Below are 16,171 nucleotides of genomic sequence, written 5' to 3'. Positions count from 1 at the left end.
AGCGTGCGGCTCAAGACCGCAGGGTCTGGCGGCAGGCGGGACAGAGCCCGCGGAACTCCACCTTGGCCTCGTGAATCGTGAGCTCCGGGTACGCGGCACGCGCGGGGGCGAGCAGCTCGGGGAGTTCGACCTCGAGGTCGACGATTTCACCGCAGCGCTCGCAGATCAGGTGGTGGTGCGGCACCGGGTTGGCGTCGTAGCGGGTCGCCTCGCCGGCGCGCGCCAGTACCGCGATCTGCCCTTCCGAAACCAGGGCCTCGAGGGTGCGGTAGACGGTCCCCAGGCTGATGCTGGGCACGATCTTGCGCACCTCCTGGTAGATCCAGGCGGCGTCCGGGTGGTTGCGGGCCTTCTGCACCACGTCGAGCACGGCTTTGCGTTGGCGCGTCAGGCGCTTCATCGCCATAGTGCCCCCAGTATACGGGAAATTCTGATGGTTTTCAGTAATGCGTATGAGAACTAGTTGCCTGCAGCCTCGGCCAGCACCTCGCGGCCCCCGGCCGCGAGCACGTCGCGGGCCAGCTCGAGGCCCAGCTCCCAGGCCTCCTCGGGGTCGCCTTCGATCTCCCCGCGGATCAGCGTCTTGCCGTCCAGCGAAAGCACCCCGGCGTCGAGCACCAACACGTCGTCCTCGATCTGCGCCAGCGCCCCCACCGGAGCCAGGCAGCCCGCTCCCAGACCGTGCAGGAAGCCGCGCTCGGCCAGCACCCGGGCGCGCGTGGGAGCGTGGTTGAGGCTGTAGGCCAGCTCGTCGGCCATGTCGTCGCCCTCGCGCACCTCCAGCGCCAGCGCACCCTGACCCGGCGCGGGCAGCAGAATCTCGGGGTCCACGAACTCGCCGATGCGGTTGCGCATCTCGAGGCGCAGCAACCCTGCCGCGGCCAGGATGATGCCGTCCAGACCCTCGCTCACCAGCTTCTTGAGCCGGGTGTCGATATTGCCGCGAAGCGGTACGACCTCCAGGTCGTCGCGCCAGGCCAAGAGCTGCGCCCGCCGCCGCACCGAGCTGGTGCCGATGCGCGCCCCTTTGGGCAGGTCGGCCATACGGGCCACGCTGTTGCGCCCGATGAAGACGTCGCGCGGGTCCACCCGCCGGGGCACCCCGGCGATCACCAGGCCCTCGGGCTGGGTGGTGGGCAGGTCCTTGAGCGAGTGCACGGCGATGTCGATCTCACCGCGCCGCAGGGCCTCTTCCAGCTCCCCCACGAAGACGTTCTGCTCCCGCGGATCGGCGCCGCGGTCGCCCTTGGTCTGGATCGTTTTGATCTTGAACTCGGTCTCGGGCCAGTTCTCCTTCAGCCGCTCGACCGCCCAGCGGGTTTGGGTAAGGGCAAGAAGGCTCCCGCGGGTGCCTACGACGATAACGCGCATACGCACCCCATCTTAATGGCCGCACCGCCGGCGCGCAAAGGTCAGTTGGACCACCCCACCAGCCAGACCAGCGCGTCGGGGGCTTCGATCACGTAAAGCAGGGCGCGCTTGCCGTCCATGGACTCGAAGAGGTAGCGGGTGTGCCGTTCCTGGCCCGCCTGAAAGGACTTCTGCTCGGACAGTAGGTAACCGGCCACCGCGAAGGCGTTGGCCACCTGGTGCACGTAGGCGTTCCGCAGGTTGCGGGCGATCCCCTTGGCCGTGTAGGCCTCCCAGCGGCCGTACCCCTCGAGGCCGCGCACCTTGGCCACCAGCCGTTCCACCCCCTGGCCCACGGCCCGGTACGATCCACTGGGCAGGCGGATCTGGCTGTCCAGCTTGAGCGCGGTGGCGGTGACGAGCTGAACCTCCACCAGGGTCTGGGCCGCAGCTGGCAGGCCCCCGGTCAGCACGGCGACGAATACGAACACGATCAGGCGTTTCATTGCTGTCATTCTACGGCAGGGCTTGAGGTCGCATGGGTTATTACGAGTAGCGCTCGCGGCACGGGCCTCCGCGAACCGGCGGTCGTGTCTTGGGTCCGGTCCAGGGGTCTGTTTTATAATGTATTCAAGATGAACCCGTCAGCAGGAGGGGCTTCCTGCCTCGATCCCCTGATCGCCGATGCCCTGAACCGCGTTCTGGGTGAGCTGGCGCTGGGGTTGATCGTCGACGTACCGCTTGGCAGCCTGCTCAACCAGGACCTCGCGGGCTGGGTGGCCGTCACCACCTCCACCTCGCCCCTCTACCTCGCCGACCTGCTGGAACAAGATCCCCGTGCGCTGGTGGCGGGCTGCCGCAGCGCGGACCAGCTCGCCCGCATCGTTCGCAGCCTTCCGGAGGAACCCGTAGGGGCTGCGGTCTACCACGGTCCGCCGCTGGGCCGGCTGCCCCTCACCCGTGCCGAGCGGCGGCTGCTGAAGACTTACCTGCAGGAAGACGCGCTCGAGGCCGCGGCGGAGCGGCTCGGGCTCAAAAAGAAGACCGCGGCCAACCGGCTCGCGGTCGTCAAGGAAAAGTTGGGCGTGAAAACCCACGGCCAGCTGCTGCGCGCCTACTTCGGCGGACCCGAAGGCGAGCCGTCCAGCACCTGACCGTCCACCACCCGCACCACCCGCCCGGCGCGAGCGGCGACCTCCTGGTCGTGGGTGACGATCAGCAGCGTGGGGCCGTCCGCCACGGCGGATTCCAAAAGCCCAAGGACGGCCCGGCCGGTGCGGGTGTCCAGATTGCCCGTGGGCTCGTCGGCCAGGATCAGCCGCGGTTCGATGACCAGGGCGCGGGCGATGGCCACCCGCTGCTCCTCGCCCCCCGACAGCTCGGCGGGGTAGTGTTCGGAGCGGTCGGCGAGCCCCACCCGCTCCAGCATGGCGAGCGCCCGTTCCTTTTGCTGCCGTCGGGGCACGCCCTGGTACCTGAGCGGCAGGGCGACGTTCTGCCAGGCCACGAGCTGGGGAATCAGGTTGAACGCCTGGAAGACGAAGCCGATCGTGCGGCCGCGCAGGCGCGAGCGGGCGGTGTCGCTCAGGTTGGTGACGTCTTCGCCGAAGAGCGTCACCCTGCCCGTGGTCGGCTCCTCCATCAGCCCCATCAGGTAGAGCAGGGTGCTCTTGCCCGCGCCCGAAGGCCCCATCAGCGCCACGTGCTCCCCCTCGGCGATGCGCAGGTCCACACCCCTGAGCGCGGGCACCTCGACCCTCCCCTTGCGGTAAACCTTGGTGACGTTCGCGAGTTCGATCACACGGTCCTCCTCTACCTCCTCACTCCGACCGCATCGCCTCCGCGGGGGGAACGGACACGGCCTGCCAGGCGGGGAGGGCGGCGGCCAGGGCGGAGAGCAGCGGCGCGGCCATAGGGGCGAGCAGCAGCTGCGCCCAGGGCAGGCTCCAGGTGGCCTCGTGGAGCCTAACGACCGCATACGCCGCCCCAAGTCCTAGCAAAGCGCCCAACAATCCTGCCAGCATCGCACCAATGCCCAAAGGAGCGAGCAGCTCTAGGAACATCTGCGTCTTCGTGGCTCCCGTTGCTCGGCGGATACCTAACTCACGCATACGACGCTGTACACTCACCAGGGTTTGAGCCATCAACCCTGCCCCAGCGAGAACAAGAATGGTGAAGGCCAGCAGTCGGTAAGCAGCAGCCAAACGCATGAGTACGGATCGCAGCTCAGGGACTAGGTCGTTTCGGCGCAAAGGTTGTACCGGGTGCAATCCGAAATCGAGGTGGCGTGCGGTCAGGAACTGCCCAATCTCGGTGAAGACTTGCTCGCTTGCACCAGGCTTTTTTTCGACCAGAATTTCCGCCCGTGCTCCCGGCAGCGTTCGCTTCAGATCCGCCCGCGGAAGGAGGGCTTGGTCATCAGCAGCATTGCCGGGTGCTGGTCGCGCAGCTCCTGCGAATACCCCCACGACCATCCATCTGCGTCCGAATGCGGAGAGCTCTTGGCTAAGCGCCTCCTTGGGACGTCCGTACAGGCGCTCAGCCAACCGCCGGCCTAGAGCCAATTCGCCTTCACCTGGAAGGGGCCAGCGGCCCAGGAAAGGACGCGCGCCGCCCAGTACAGGGTAGGGGCCTTCGTAAGCACGCAAGTAGGTTTCCACCTTTCCTTCAGGGCCGGTCAACTCTATTCGGTAGTTTTCGACGAAGGCGGACCGCCGTATCCCGCGTGCGAGTTCGGACGTACGCAGAGCAAGGTAGTCATTGTAGTTCAGTGGAACCGCCCCTCTCGGATCCGTTAGCGATTGCTGCCGCAGGTAGAGGAACGAGGAGTAGATTGCGGTCGAGCTCGACAGGTCGCCCACCACTCTGCGCGCATGTTCTTCCGCGGAGCTCGTGATCCCAAGCTGCGCACCGTAGGCCGCGAGGCCCAACACCAACCCTACGAAAGCGAGCGCCTGACGCCGTTGCGGCAGGCTTGAAGCGATACCCCTCACGGCACCCGCCGGGGGTTGTGACGCCGACCAGCGCGCGGCAGGATAAGCGGAAACTACAGCCAGCGCCCCGATACCTAATCCCACAAAAACAACGCTGGACAATGTCGGCGTGGCTTGCAAACCGGTTTCACGCATGAACCAACCTGCCAGCCCAAAGCCCAAGCCCACACCCAGTGTGTATCCAGCAAGGGCCCAGGCAAGCGAGCTGTAGGTCGTCTCGTGCAGCAGGTCGCGGGCAGTAGCCCCAACAGCTCGTCGAATACCCAACGCACGGATTTGCTCAAGGGCCCTTGCAAGGCTATAAGCGGAAAGGTTTACTCCTGCTGTCAGCAGCGCCGCAAGAAGCCCCCAGAGGAGCGCTCCACCGAGAACTTCTCGCAGTTGTCTGCGGAGTTCTACTCCAAAAAGGTCTGCGAGTGGTCGGGTGACATAGGGATAACCGCCTGCCTCCAACCATCGCACGATCTGTGGCCAAGCAGCCTCTAGCGCTCGCTCGCTCGAAAATTTGATGTAAACCTCCATAGGCACCGTCGGCCCTTTGAGGTCGTAAGGGACGAAGACGGTTCCGTCTACGTAGCGATCAGGGCCACCGCGCCGCGACACGGGTTCCAACACGCCAACCACATGAACCTCAACCCCACGGACCTTGATCCGCCGGCCCAGCAAATCAGCATGATCGTACCCCGCTACGGCCTCACAGCTTCCTGGCGCAAAAAGACGGCCCTTGGCCAAAGGATAGTGGCGCACGGGAAAGTACTCGGGGGTGACGGAGGCGTGGTAATAGTCGAACCGGTTGGGTGACCGCCCCCCAGAAGCGCGGAGCGCGAGCGCTTCGAACCCATCCAGCTCCGTAGCGAACGCACGCAGCGCATCCACGAAGTCCGGGGTTACAATCACGCCTCGCTGGGACCAGTCGCGCTCCAGCATCAGTACGTCTCTGCCCACCACGCGCATCAAGCTTTCTAGTTCGGACTGAGCGTGCTGGTAGGCGGACAGCCCAAGAAGGAGCAAAGCGGCTGCCAGAGCAGTCGCGGCAAGCGTGACCGCCGCGCGGAGCAAGCGAACCGTGGTGCTCATTTCCTCCTATTCGCCTTCCTCCAGCATAGTTGGGAACAGCTCAATGGGAAAGTAGTTACCTCGCTGTGGTTGGGTTGCGAAAAATCCAAAGCAGTGTACCGTACCGCTCTTGAGGATGAGGCAGGGTCTGATCGCCGCCTCACGAAAACGGATCACCTGTGCTGGCTCGTTTAACTGAATGAAGACCCAATCTGGGAAGGCCAGTCGCATTTTCTTGAGCGTATCGACCGCGGCTTCGCTTACGAGCCCATCCGGAGGAATCAGGCCCACGAGCGTTACACCGGCTTTTGCAAGAAACGGGCTTATCTTTTCTATTAGGTACCGCCCCCTCGCCCCCGGGTGACCGCTTGGGAACTCCTGAAAATCAACGACGGACCCCTGTTCATCGTGCACGATCCTCGGCCGCTTGAGCGGTTGCTCTCCCGGAGGAGCAGCCCACTCCATACCTGTAAGTTGCATCAAAAACACAGGGAGCGGCAGGTCGCCTGGCGGAGGGTGTATGCGTTCTGCGCTCAGGAGCGGCAGCGGTACGACGGATAGCGGATACCCTTTTGTAAACCGCTCCACGTCATCAAGTAGGCGCTGGGCGATTTCCGGCCGGCCCACTTCAATAAACGGGAAGTTAAAGTACACAAACTTCAACGCCCCTTCGCGATAAAGGTAGAGCCCTGGCATGTAGGCGTGTTTGCGTGCGTTCTCGGGGTCATCCACGAGCCCACAAGGAATCCTGATGCTATCCGGAGGTTCGATTCCCACTTCGCCCCCCCACACCACCGGCTCTTGTGCGCTCAGTAAGACGTAGACCGGCAGCACCTCTACGAATCGCTTGTGGAGCTTTCCAAAGTAGTCGTCGTACACTTTACGGGTAAAACCTTCTCCAAGTACATAGCCGCCATAGTCCACGACCAACAGCGCTACGGGCCCCTCGCTAGGAAGGTCGGTTTTTTCTATGTTCAGGTTGTAAACGCAGGGCAGGGTGGAAGGAGGCCGGGCCCAAAGGGGGTCTTGCCTCGGAGTAAACCAGAGGGCGGTAGCAAGTGACTGAAGCGCTGCGGTGAAAAGGTAGCCAAATACCGCATACTTCGCTATCCTATTCATTTTCCCAGGCCTCCTTCCCATCGATCGTATCCGACTTCAGCGACTAACAGTATTGCCCGTAGAAACAATCACCGCACTCCCATTGAGACCAGCAATTCACAACAAATCCCATGATGAACTGGCAGTACTCGCACTCGCGACAGAACCGAATCTGTTCACCGCACTGCTCACACTCTTCTCCCCAGCAACCCATTTTCTTTATGCCTGAATATTGCTGAGGCTGCACAGTAGCGGCAAACGTGCCAACCATTGATCCTGTTCCAGCCAAAAGCAAAAGAGCCATGATTAGAGCTTTCAGACTCAGTTTAGCATACATGGCCCTACCTCCTTCCTCTCAAGTCCTTCAGGATCCTCAGCACTTTTGTAAGTTCTGGCTGAAAACCTACGCTAGTCCACTTCACCACCCCCTCTTCTATCCACACGTGTGTCGGGGCTCCCGGGATGCCCCACTTGCGGTACAACACCCAGTCCCCCCGGCGGGTGCACTCAGGCAGGTCGGGCTTGCCGGGGGTGTTGCTCACGAGCAGCACCGGCAGCTCGCGGCAGAGACGGGCGAGGTCGTCGCGCTCCTTCTCGCACCAGGGGCAGCCCTCCTTCCAGAAGGCGACCAGGCCGGTGTAGCCCGCCAGGTCGCCTGCGAGTCGGTCGCCGGGGCGGATCTTCAGCGCGAACCTGGGCGGGTAGCTCCGGTCGTCCTGCAAAACCTGGTTGACGGATTCCGCCAGACCCGGTGTGAGCGGCTGGGTGGCGGCGACGACTTGCTGCCCCTCCTTGAGCACGACCACCGTGGGCTCGCGGTCAACGTAGAAGGTAGCACGCCAGAGGCCGCCGGGGTCGTGGAACACCTCGGCGCCTTCGGCTTGGCAGCGTTGCCCTTCGGGCAGCACCAGCACCACCCGCGCCTTCACCTTTGCGGCGGCCGCGGCGTCGTCGCAGTTCGAGGTGAAGACCAGCACCGCCCTGCCCCGTTCCACATCCAGGCCCCAGGGGACCACCTGGGCCATGGCTGCCAGGCCGGCGAGGATTAGGGCAAAAGCAATTCCGCGCTTCATGGTTGAGTTCATGGTGGACCAAGCTGGTGAGAATTACAAGGGAATTTTTCCCGGGATGTAGAGGAGGGTTTCCCTATTGGATGGCTGGCAAAGGGGGTGAACGTGGTCACGGCTCGAGGCTGCGCAACTTGTCGAAGAATTCCTCCACGTCCATCCCAACGGGAAAGTGGCTGGGTTCGTACAGCACGACGGTGAAAGTATCCACCACACGGTGCTCACGGTCGAGAACGAGCAGCGTTTCCATTTCGTGAAACTGCGTACCCGGCGCAGGCATGGCCACAAAGGCCCAGTCTGAAAAGGTCTTCTTCAGGGCAGCGAACGACTCTTCCGGGGTACCGGGGGGGACGACGCCGACGAGGCGGTACCCTAACGCAACAAAACGGGGGGCGAGCGTGCGCATGTAGTACACCTTGCGTTCGGCTGGCCCATCCGGCTCGAGCGCTACCGGGCCATCACCCTTTCGCACCACCCGGGGACGCTGCGCGGCATACGCCTCGTCGCCGGTAATGCGGAACAGCACGACCGGCCCTTCCGGCAAACCTCGCAGCACGTCGTCCAGGTCGATAGCCCGACCGTCGTGGAGAAATAGAGGATGTAAAGACGCCCGCACGTCGAGGCCGGATAGAAAGTCCACGAGGTTCTTCCGCAGCGCGTCAAGGTAGCCGCGGCCGTCCAGGCTAAGCGAGGGTATGAGGTAGCGGTAGCGCAAGACGTTCCCGTCGAACAGGTACGCTCCGCCGACCGTGTCGATCTTCTCGCGGGCGCGGTCCTGCTGGGAGGCCGAGCATTCAAAGGCAACGCGGATGCCGTAGCGGTCCAAACCTAGCGTCGTAGGTATCTTGGGTGGGGGAACGCGCAAGGACGTGGCCAGCTTTTCCCTTACCGGCGGCGAAGAGGGAAAGGGGTAGGGGTCGAACAGCACGAGGGTGAACTGCCGTGCATGGTCCACTGCGACAATGCGGTCCAGAAAGCGCAGTGTTTCCGCAGCATCATCGGGCGCTTCCGCTAGAGCCCAGACCGGGGTAAGAAGCAACGCGGTGCGCGAGCTCGAGAAAGGTTCCACCGCCGAGCCGTCCGCACCCACCAGACAAGAAACGTACCCCGGGTCGCGGCTGCGCGGATCCGAACCGTTGATGTGAAAGAAGGTCAGGGGCAGGAGGTCGGTCCCCGCCACAGCTACTGAGGCCAGCGCAGCCCACGCCAGGGCGGCCTTCAGCACATACGCTGACAGGCGCTGCATCGTACGGTCGAATGGAGATCGCACCAGACCTCGCCTCCGGTCGCATAGCACCTAATGCAGTTTCGGCACGACTGCTGCTGGTTCCTGAAACCACATGGCTGGCACCAGAAGTCGTTGGAGCAGGCCCACCACGAGGCATACGCGGGCTGTACCGGGTTCCGCTCGGAGGGCAAGGAGCCAGAAGAGGCCAGCGCCAAGACCAAAACCGCCGAGATCAGAGCGGACCAGCGTATCGCCCGGGTGAACAAAATCCGAAAGTTGCTCCAGGCCATTGCGTTCCCCCTCTCACACTGCGCGGTCGATGGGGCCAGGTTCACTACGTTCCAGAACCGGCCGGTACCCCGCCACGAAGCGCCGATCGTTGCTCGACCCGCAAACACCCATGGGGTGTACGGGTTCATTGTCCCCGAACATCATGGGAAACGACAAGGGAATTTTTCCCGGATCTCGAGGGAAATTTCCCCGAACGTTGCGGAGAGGCCGCACTTGCAATCCATTCGTGCGCCAAAGAAAGCGCTACAACTGGGAACGGAAACCGCTCAGGGCAGCGGTGCGGCCCTCGGTCAACACTCAGGAAAGCCAGCGCTCGATGAGCGGTCGCGCTCGTTCGAGCGTCTTCTCGTCCAGCCGCGCCACCTCGGGCCAGGGGCGGGCCCCCTCTTCGGGCAGCTTGCGGGTGCCGTCGAGCACCAGCGTGCGCCCCGCCTCGACCCAGGCGTCGCGGGCCGGATCCAGGTTGGCGAGCACCCACCACATCAAGGCGTCGGGATTCGCGGGGTCGATCCCGCCGTCGGCCACCAGGAGCAGCCGCACCGCCGGGTCCGCCGCGAGCCGACGCGCCAGCGCCCGCACCTGGCCGGGCCGGCGCTTTTCGATCGTCACCGCCAGCACCCCGGGCCAGGCGTGCTGGGCCGTCACCTCCGGGTGCCCGGCGGGTCCGGGCGGTACGGGCGGCGCGGCCGCGGGGCCTTCGGCCTCCAGCTTGACCGTGCCGTCGAGGATCAGCTTTCCCGAAAACCCCACCTGCGCGGGCGCGTGGTCGAGCTCGTCGGTGGGGCCCTTACTGAAAACGACGTCGCGCTCGGGGCGCAGGTGGCGCACCGCCGCGAGCAGCGCCCCGAAGCCGGGCTTGGGCGGCGCGTCGCTGGTGACGACGACCACCTTGGTGGACATCATCTGCCCCAGGCCCAAGAGCCCGCTCGCCACCTTGAAGCCCTGCCCGGCGTAGCTCTTTTCGATCTCGACGTTGACCCAGTTGTGGGCCACGCCCGCGGGCGGCATGTGGTAGTCGCGGATCTCGGGGATGACGAGCTGCGCCGCGGGCAGGAAGATGCGCTCACTGGCCTCGATGAGCCAGGCGTCCTCCATCGGCGGCGGCCCCACGACGGTGCTGGGGTAGACCGCCCCGCGGCGGTGGCTTAGGGCGGTGACGTGGAACAGCGGGTAGGGCGAGGGCGGGGTGTAGAACCCGGTGTGGTCGCCGAAAGGACCCTCGGTCACGAAGGGCTCGGCCGGATCCACGTAGCCCTCGAGCACGAACTCGGCCTCCGCGGGCACCCACAGGTCCACTGTCTTGGCCTTCACCAGCTCCACCGGCCGCCCGCGCAAGAAGCCGGCCAGGTGGTACTCGTAGAGCCCCGGCAGCTCGGGCAGCGGCGCGGTGGCCGCGTAGGTGAGGACGGGGTCGCCGCCCAGGGCCACGGCCACCTCGAGCCTCGTTCCCAGCTTGCGGGCCTTTTCGAAGTGCCTGCGCCCGGTCTTGTAGAGCTGCCAGTGCATGGCCGTGCTACGTGGCCCGAAGACCTGCATGCGGTACATTCCCACGTTGTACTCGCCGGTCTCGGGATCCCGGGTGATCACCTGGGGCAGGGTGACGAAGGGGCCGCCGTCGCCGGGCCAGCAGGTCTGCACCGGTAGCCGGCCCAGGTCGACCCGGTCACCCGTGAGCACCACCTCCTGCACCGGCGCGCGCCGCACCTTTTTGGGAAAGAGGCCTTTCAGCTCACCCAGCTTGGGCAGCATGGCCAGCGCCCCGGCGAGGCCGCCCGCGGGCTTGAGCTCCAAGAGGCGCTCTACCCGAGCCGCCAGGTCGTCGAGCGCGCGCACCCCCAGCGCCCGCGCGGTGCGCTCGGGGGTACCGAAGAGCCCGATCACCAGCGGGAAGTCGCGGTCCCGTACGTTCTCGAACAAGAGCGCCGGCCCACCGGTCTTGAAGGCCCGGTCGGCCAGCGCGGTGATCTCGAGCTCGGCGGAAACCTCCTCGGGCACGCGCACCAGCTCGCCGCGGCGCTCGAGGTCTTCCAGGTAGGCACCCAGGTTCCTGAACACGCCATCACCTTACCAGCCCCGCCTCCCCCACGGCTTCGGCGGCGAACGTCGGAAAACCGTAAGATTACCCGCCCGCGGCGTCCTGCAGAAAAACGAAAATCTTGAACGGGGTGGGCTTTCCTGATAGGCTGAATCCTCAAGGAGGGGGTAATTATGCGAAAAATAGGGATCTTGTTGGTTTTTATTCTTGCCGCGCTGCCCGCCTGGGCCGCCGGCGACACCCTGGTGATCGCCCAGGGTGTGGACGCGACCACCCTGGACCCGGTCAACCACCAGGAAACGCCCACGGGCAACGTCACCGCGCAGATCTTCGACAACTTCTACCGGCGCACGCCCGACGGCAAGTACGAACCCTGGCTGGGTGAGGCGAAAGCGCTGGACGACCTCACCTGGGAGCTGACCGTGCGCCAGGGGGTGAAGTTCCACAACGGCGAAGAGCTGAACGCCGAGGTCATCAAGTTCAACTTCGACCGCCTGCTCAACCCCGACAAGCCGCTGAAGTACAGCACCTACTTCAAGCCCATCAAGAGCGTGGAGGTGACGGGCCCCTACACCCTGAAGGTCACCACCGCGAAGCCCTTCCCGCTCTTCCTCACCCGCCTGACCTACTTCTGGGTCGTGCCCAAGCAGTACATCGAGGAAAAGGGCGACGCCTACTTCGCCAACCACCCGGTGGGCACCGGGCCCTACAAGTTCGTGCGCTGGGTCAAGGACCAGGAGATCGTGCTCGAGGCCAACGAGGACTACTGGGCGGGCAAGCCCAAGATCAAGAAGGTCGTCTTCCGGCCCATCCCCGAGGCCTCGAGCCGGGTGGCCGAGCTGATGACCGGCGGCGTGGACATCATCACCAACCTCGCCCCCGAGGCCGTGGACGTGGTGAACGGCTCGGGCGTGGCCGAAGCCCGCACCGTGCCCAGCATCCGCAACATCTTCGTGGTCCTCGACGTGAAGGGCGAGGGCCCGCTGCACGATCCTAAGGTGCGCCAGGCCCTCAACTACGCGGTGGACAAGAAGGCCATCATCGAGCACGTGCTGGGCGGAAACGGCGTGCCCGTGGGCTGCCCCCTCAACCCCTACATCTTCGGCTACGACGAAAAGCTCTGCGAACCCTTCCCCTACGACCCCGCCAAGGCCAAAGAGCTGCTCGCCGAGGCCGGCTACCCGGGCGGCTTCAGCTTCACCATGGGCAGCCCCTCGGGCCGCTACCTCAACGACCGCCAGGTCGCCGAGGCCATCGTGGGCCAGCTGGCCAAGGTGGGCGTCAAGGTCGATCTGCGGGTGCAGGAGTGGAGCAGCTACGTGGGCCAGATTCTCGAGCGCAAGATCCCCACGGACGCCTGGCTGATCGGCTGGGGCAACGCCCAGTTCGACGCCGACAACACCCTCTTCACCCTGCTCTACGGCGGCACGGTCGAGGGCGGCCCGCCGCAGACCCGCTTCAGCTACTGGGCCGACCCCGCGTTCGACAAGGCGGTGCTCGAGGCCCAGTCGGTGGTCGACCAGACCAAGCGCCAGGCGCTCTACAAGAAGGCGCTCGAACGCGTGCGCGCGGGCGCGCCCTGGATCTTCCTGCACCAGCAGAAGGACATCTACGGCGTCAACAAGCGCGTCAAGTGGCAGCCGCGTCCCGACGAGCTCATCTGGGCCTTCGACGCGGAGATCGTGAAGTAGAGGAACGATGACCGAAGCCTCGCCCCTCCCCCGCGTCTTCGGGGGAGGGGTTTAACCGGGGGCGGCCGATGCTGACCTACGTCCTGCGCAGGCTCCTTCTCGTTCTCGTCGTCGTCTGGGGGGCGGCCACGCTGGCCTTCGGGCTGCTCTACCTCTCGGGCGACCCCGTCAACCTGCTGCTGCCGCTCGACGCCAGCCCCGAGGCCCGCGAGGACCTGCGCCGCGCCTACGGCTTCGACCAGCCGCTCTACGTCCAGTACGGCCGCTACCTGATCAAGCTGACCCGGGGCGACTTCGGCACCAGCCTGCGCTCCGAGGAGCCGGCGCTGGACCTGGTGCTGGTGCGCATGGGCCCCACGCTGCTGCTCGCGGGCTGGGGGCTGGCCTTCGCCGTGGCCCTGGGGGTGCCCGCGGGGGTGCTGGCGGCGGTGCGCAAGGGCAGCCTCGCCGAGCTGGCGACGATGACGCTCGCCCTCTTGGGTCAGTCGATCCCCGTCTTCTGGCTGGGGCTGATGCTGATCCTCGTCTTCGGGCTCGAGCTCCGCTGGCTGCCCATCTCCGGCGCGGGCAGCTGGAAGCACCTGATCCTGCCCACGATCACCGTGGGCACCTTCGTGACCGCCTCCATCGCCCGCCTCACCCGCAGCGGCGTGATTCAGGAGCTGCGCAGCGACCACGTGCGCACCGCCCGCGCCAAGGGGCTGGCGGGCCGGGTGGTCGTCTACAAGCACGCCCTGCGCAACGCGGCCATTCCGGTGGTCACCATCATCGGCCTGCAGCTGGGGGCGCTGCTCTCGGGCGCGGTGATCACCGAGACCATCTTCGCCTGGCCGGGCATCGGCCGCTTCGTCCTCATCGCCGTCAGCCAGCGCGACTTCCCCGTCGTCCAGGCGACCGTGGTGGTCTTCGCGCTGCTGCTGGCGCTGGTGAACCTGATCGTCGACCTGGCCTACCTGTGGCTCGACCCGAGGGTGCGGTACGCATGAAACGGCTGCTGAAGAACCCCACCGCCCTGGCCGGCATGGCGATCATCGGCCTCTTCCTGCTCACCGCGGCGCTGGCCCCGCTGGTAAGCCCCCACGACCCGACGCTGCAGGACCTGGCGCAGCGCCTGCAGCCCCCCGGCACCGAGGGCCACCTGCTCGGCACCGACCGCCTGGGCCGCGACGTGCTCTCGCGCATCCTCTACGGCGCCCGGCTCTCGCTGCTCATCTCCATCAGCAGCGTCCTCATCGGGATGACCATCGGCGTGCCGCTGGGCCTCGTCTCCGGCTACTTCGGCGGCCGGCTCGACGACCTGCTCATGCGCCTGGGCGACATCCAGCTCTCGCTGCCCTTCATCCTGCTCGTCATCGCCATCATCGCCGCGCTGGGCCCCAGCCTCACGAACACGATCCTCACCCTGGGGGTCACCAGCTGGGTCGTCTACGCCCGGGTGGTGCGGGGCTCGGTGCTCTCGCTCAAGGAGCAGGACTTCGTCCAGGCGGCGCGGGCGCTGGGCGCGCCCACCGGGCGGATCCTGACCCGCCACCTGCTCCCCAACGCCGCGGGGCCCCTGATCGTGGTGGCGACCCTGGAGCTCGCCCGCATCATCGTCAGCGAGGCGGCCCTCAGCTTCCTGGGGCTTTCCGGCGTTCCCCCCGAGGTGCCCAGCTGGGGCCAGATGCTGGCCGACGGCCGCGAGGTGCTCTACTTCGGCGGCTGGTGGGTGGCCACCTTCCCCGGCGTGGCCATCAGCCTGGTGGTGCTGGGCATCAACCTGCTGGGCGACGCGCTGGGCGAGGTGCTGGACCCGCGGAGCAGGTGAGCGGGTGTGCAGTGCGTGGTACGAGGCGCACGGTACGCAGTGGTGAACTAAGAGATCGCGCCCGTAGCTTGTAGCCTGTGGCCCGTAGTCTGTGGTTTTGTCGCGACAGAAGCCTCCGGTCGGGTAACGACAAATGAAACTCCCTCCCCTTGGGGAGAGCCGGGGAGGAGGTTGTGGGCGCTGATGAAGCCAAAGGTTCACCTTCGACATCGCAAAAACCTACACCCCACACCCCGATTAACCCGCGACCGCGCACGGGCCCGCTGTTCGTCCTTACCCGCTACGATGAGGGCATGCAGACCTACAAGGGCACCTTTCTCGACCCGGAAGAGCTCGAGCTCTTCGAAGGCTACCTGAGCGTCGAAGACGGCCGCATCGCCGGCCTCGACCGCCGCGCCCCCGCCCGCGCCGAGGTGACGCCGCTGCCGGGCGTGGTGGTGCCGGGGTTGATCGACGCCCACGTGCACCTGACGATGTCGGGCGACCTCGACCCCACGGCCGATCTGGAAAAGGAGAGCGACGCCTTCCTGCTGGCGCGGGCGGCGGGCTACCTGCGGCGCTACCTGGCCGCAGGGGTGACCGCGGTGCGCGACCTGGGCTCGCGCGCGGGCGGCGCGGTCGGGCTGGCGCAGGCGGTGGAGCAGGGGCGGCTCGCGGGGCCGCGCATCGTCGCCGCGGGTCCCGTGATCACCCCCACGGGCGGCCACGGCTGGAAGTTCGGGCTGGAGGCCGACGGGCCCGAGGGCGTGCGCCGGGCCGCGCGGACGGTCTTCAAGCAGGGCGCGAAGGCGGTCAAGTTCATGGCCACCGGCGGGGTGATGACCCCGGGCGTCAAGGCGGGGGCCGAGATGTTCGACGAGGAAGAGATGCGCGCCGGGGTGCGCGAGGCCGAAAAGCGCGGCGCGGTGAGCGCCGCCCACGCCCAGGGGCTCGCGGGCATCAAGAACGCCGTGCGCGCGGGCGTGCGCACCATCGAGCACGGCGCCTTCGACGCCTGGGACGAGGAGGTCTTCGAGCTGATGAAGCGCCAGGGGACCGTGCTCGTGCCCACGCTGGCCGCCCCCGACGGCATCCTCCAGGGCGAGGGGCGCGTCCCCGCCTTCATGGTGGAGAAGACCCGGCCCATAGCCGAACGGCATCGCGCCAACACCTTCGAGGCCTACCGCGCGGGCGTGCCCGTCGCCGCTGGCACCGACGCCGGCACCCCGCTCAACCCCCATCCCAACCTGGCGCGCGAGCTCGAGCTGCTGGCCGAGGCGGGGCTGGAGCTCGACAGCGTCTTCAGGGCCGCCACCGTCGTGGCGGCGCGGGCGCTGGGCCGCGAGGACGAGCTCGGCCGCCTCGCCCCCGGGTACGCGGCCGACCTGGTGGCCCTGGGCGGCGACCCGCTCGAAAGCGCCACCGCCTACGCACGGCCACGGGCGACCGTGGTCCGCGGCCGCCTCGTCCTCTAGCTGTGTAGTCTCACCACGTTGTTCACACTAACCCCCAAGCGTGAGACGGGGGCCTGGTTGCCCAGGCTGCTGTGGGGGCGGTGCCAGTTGTAGTAGTGAAG

At 66.3% G+C, this 16,171-nt stretch carries 14 protein-coding genes and 1 pseudogene; 5 read left to right on the top strand and 10 right to left on the bottom strand.

The window, feature by feature from the left end:
* Positions 1-10 precede the first annotated feature (10 nt).
* The 3 genes from perR to HNQ05_RS11450 are packed head-to-tail and all read right to left on the bottom strand — an operon-like array spanning position 11 to position 1,856.
* On the bottom strand, positions 11-406 hold the full coding sequence (gene perR, locus HNQ05_RS11460; protein ID WP_147144727.1) for a manganese-dependent transcriptional regulator PerR: 396 nt from the start codon (positions 404-406) through the stop codon (positions 11-13).
* Between the two features lie 53 nt (positions 407-459).
* On the bottom strand, positions 460-1,371 hold the full coding sequence (gene hemC, locus HNQ05_RS11455; RefSeq protein WP_147144726.1) for a hydroxymethylbilane synthase: 912 nt from the start codon (positions 1,369-1,371) through the stop codon (positions 460-462).
* A 41-nt stretch (positions 1,372-1,412) separates the two neighbouring features.
* Positions 1,413-1,856, bottom strand: a complete 444-nt coding sequence (locus tag HNQ05_RS11450; protein ID WP_147144725.1) for a hypothetical protein — start codon at positions 1,854-1,856, stop codon at positions 1,413-1,415.
* Positions 1,857-1,985: 129 nt separating this feature from the next.
* On the opposite strand from HNQ05_RS11450, the gene HNQ05_RS11445 reads away from it, so the two are divergent.
* A complete protein-coding gene (locus HNQ05_RS11445; RefSeq protein ID WP_147144724.1) occupies positions 1,986-2,504 on the top strand; it encodes a helix-turn-helix transcriptional regulator in 519 nt (172 codons plus the stop codon).
* On the opposite strand, the gene HNQ05_RS11440 is transcribed toward HNQ05_RS11445, so the two are convergent.
* The 6 genes from HNQ05_RS11440 to HNQ05_RS11415 form a co-directional block, all read right to left on the bottom strand.
* Positions 2,465-3,151: an ABC transporter ATP-binding protein gene (locus HNQ05_RS11440; protein WP_147144723.1), complete on the bottom strand. Its 687-nt coding sequence runs from the start codon at positions 3,149-3,151 to the stop codon at positions 2,465-2,467. The two genes, HNQ05_RS11445 and HNQ05_RS11440, sit on opposite strands and share 40 nt — an antisense overlap.
* Positions 3,152-3,170: 19 nt before the next feature.
* A complete protein-coding gene (locus HNQ05_RS11435; RefSeq protein WP_147144722.1) occupies positions 3,171-5,420 on the bottom strand; it encodes an ABC transporter permease in 2,250 nt (749 codons plus the stop codon).
* Between the two features lie 6 nt (positions 5,421-5,426).
* A complete protein-coding gene (locus HNQ05_RS11430; RefSeq protein ID WP_147144721.1) occupies positions 5,427-6,518 on the bottom strand; it encodes a hypothetical protein in 1,092 nt (363 codons plus the stop codon).
* A gap of 320 nt (positions 6,519-6,838) precedes the next feature.
* Positions 6,839-7,570 (bottom strand): TlpA family protein disulfide reductase, encoded by a 732-nt coding sequence (locus HNQ05_RS11425; protein ID WP_147144720.1) that lies wholly within the window; start codon positions 7,568-7,570, stop codon positions 6,839-6,841.
* Positions 7,571-7,676: 106 nt separating this feature from the next.
* The gene (locus HNQ05_RS11420; protein ID WP_147144719.1) at positions 7,677-8,810 is read right to left on the bottom strand and encodes a hypothetical protein; all 1,134 of its coding nucleotides are present in this window, start codon (positions 8,808-8,810) and stop codon (positions 7,677-7,679) included.
* A gap of 570 nt (positions 8,811-9,380) precedes the next feature.
* Positions 9,381-11,138, bottom strand: a complete 1,758-nt coding sequence (locus HNQ05_RS11415) for a menaquinone biosynthesis decarboxylase (protein WP_147144718.1) — start codon at positions 11,136-11,138, stop codon at positions 9,381-9,383.
* A 153-nt stretch (positions 11,139-11,291) separates the two neighbouring features.
* On the opposite strand from HNQ05_RS11415, the gene HNQ05_RS11410 reads away from it, so the two are divergent.
* From HNQ05_RS11410 to HNQ05_RS11395, 4 genes are all read left to right on the top strand, one after another.
* Positions 11,292-12,809, top strand: a complete 1,518-nt coding sequence (locus tag HNQ05_RS11410) for an ABC transporter substrate-binding protein (RefSeq protein ID WP_147144717.1) — start codon at positions 11,292-11,294, stop codon at positions 12,807-12,809.
* A 68-nt stretch (positions 12,810-12,877) separates the two neighbouring features.
* Entirely contained in the window at positions 12,878-13,795 is a 918-nt protein-coding gene (locus HNQ05_RS11405; protein ID WP_147144716.1) for an ABC transporter permease, read from the top strand.
* On the top strand, positions 13,792-14,616 hold the full coding sequence (locus tag HNQ05_RS11400; protein WP_147144715.1) for an ABC transporter permease: 825 nt from the start codon (positions 13,792-13,794) through the stop codon (positions 14,614-14,616). The genes HNQ05_RS11405 and HNQ05_RS11400 overlap by 4 nt, the downstream gene beginning before the upstream one ends.
* Positions 14,617-14,909: 293 nt before the next feature.
* Positions 14,910-16,070, top strand: coding sequence for a metal-dependent hydrolase family protein (locus HNQ05_RS11395; protein ID WP_147144714.1), 1,161 nt, complete (start codon positions 14,910-14,912; stop codon positions 16,068-16,070).
* On the opposite strand, the pseudogene HNQ05_RS11390 reads toward HNQ05_RS11395, so the two are convergent.
* A pseudogene (locus tag HNQ05_RS11390) lies at positions 16,067-16,171 on the bottom strand (IS481 family transposase); the annotation flags it as partial. The gene HNQ05_RS11395 and the pseudogene HNQ05_RS11390 sit on opposite strands and share 4 nt — an antisense overlap.

It is taken from the genome of Oceanithermus desulfurans (genome assembly GCF_014201675.1).
GTDB lineage: Bacteria > Deinococcota > Deinococci > Deinococcales > Marinithermaceae > Oceanithermus > Oceanithermus desulfurans.
Note: the sequence above shows the minus strand (reverse complement) of the source record. Positions and strands in the feature narration are given on the sequence as shown.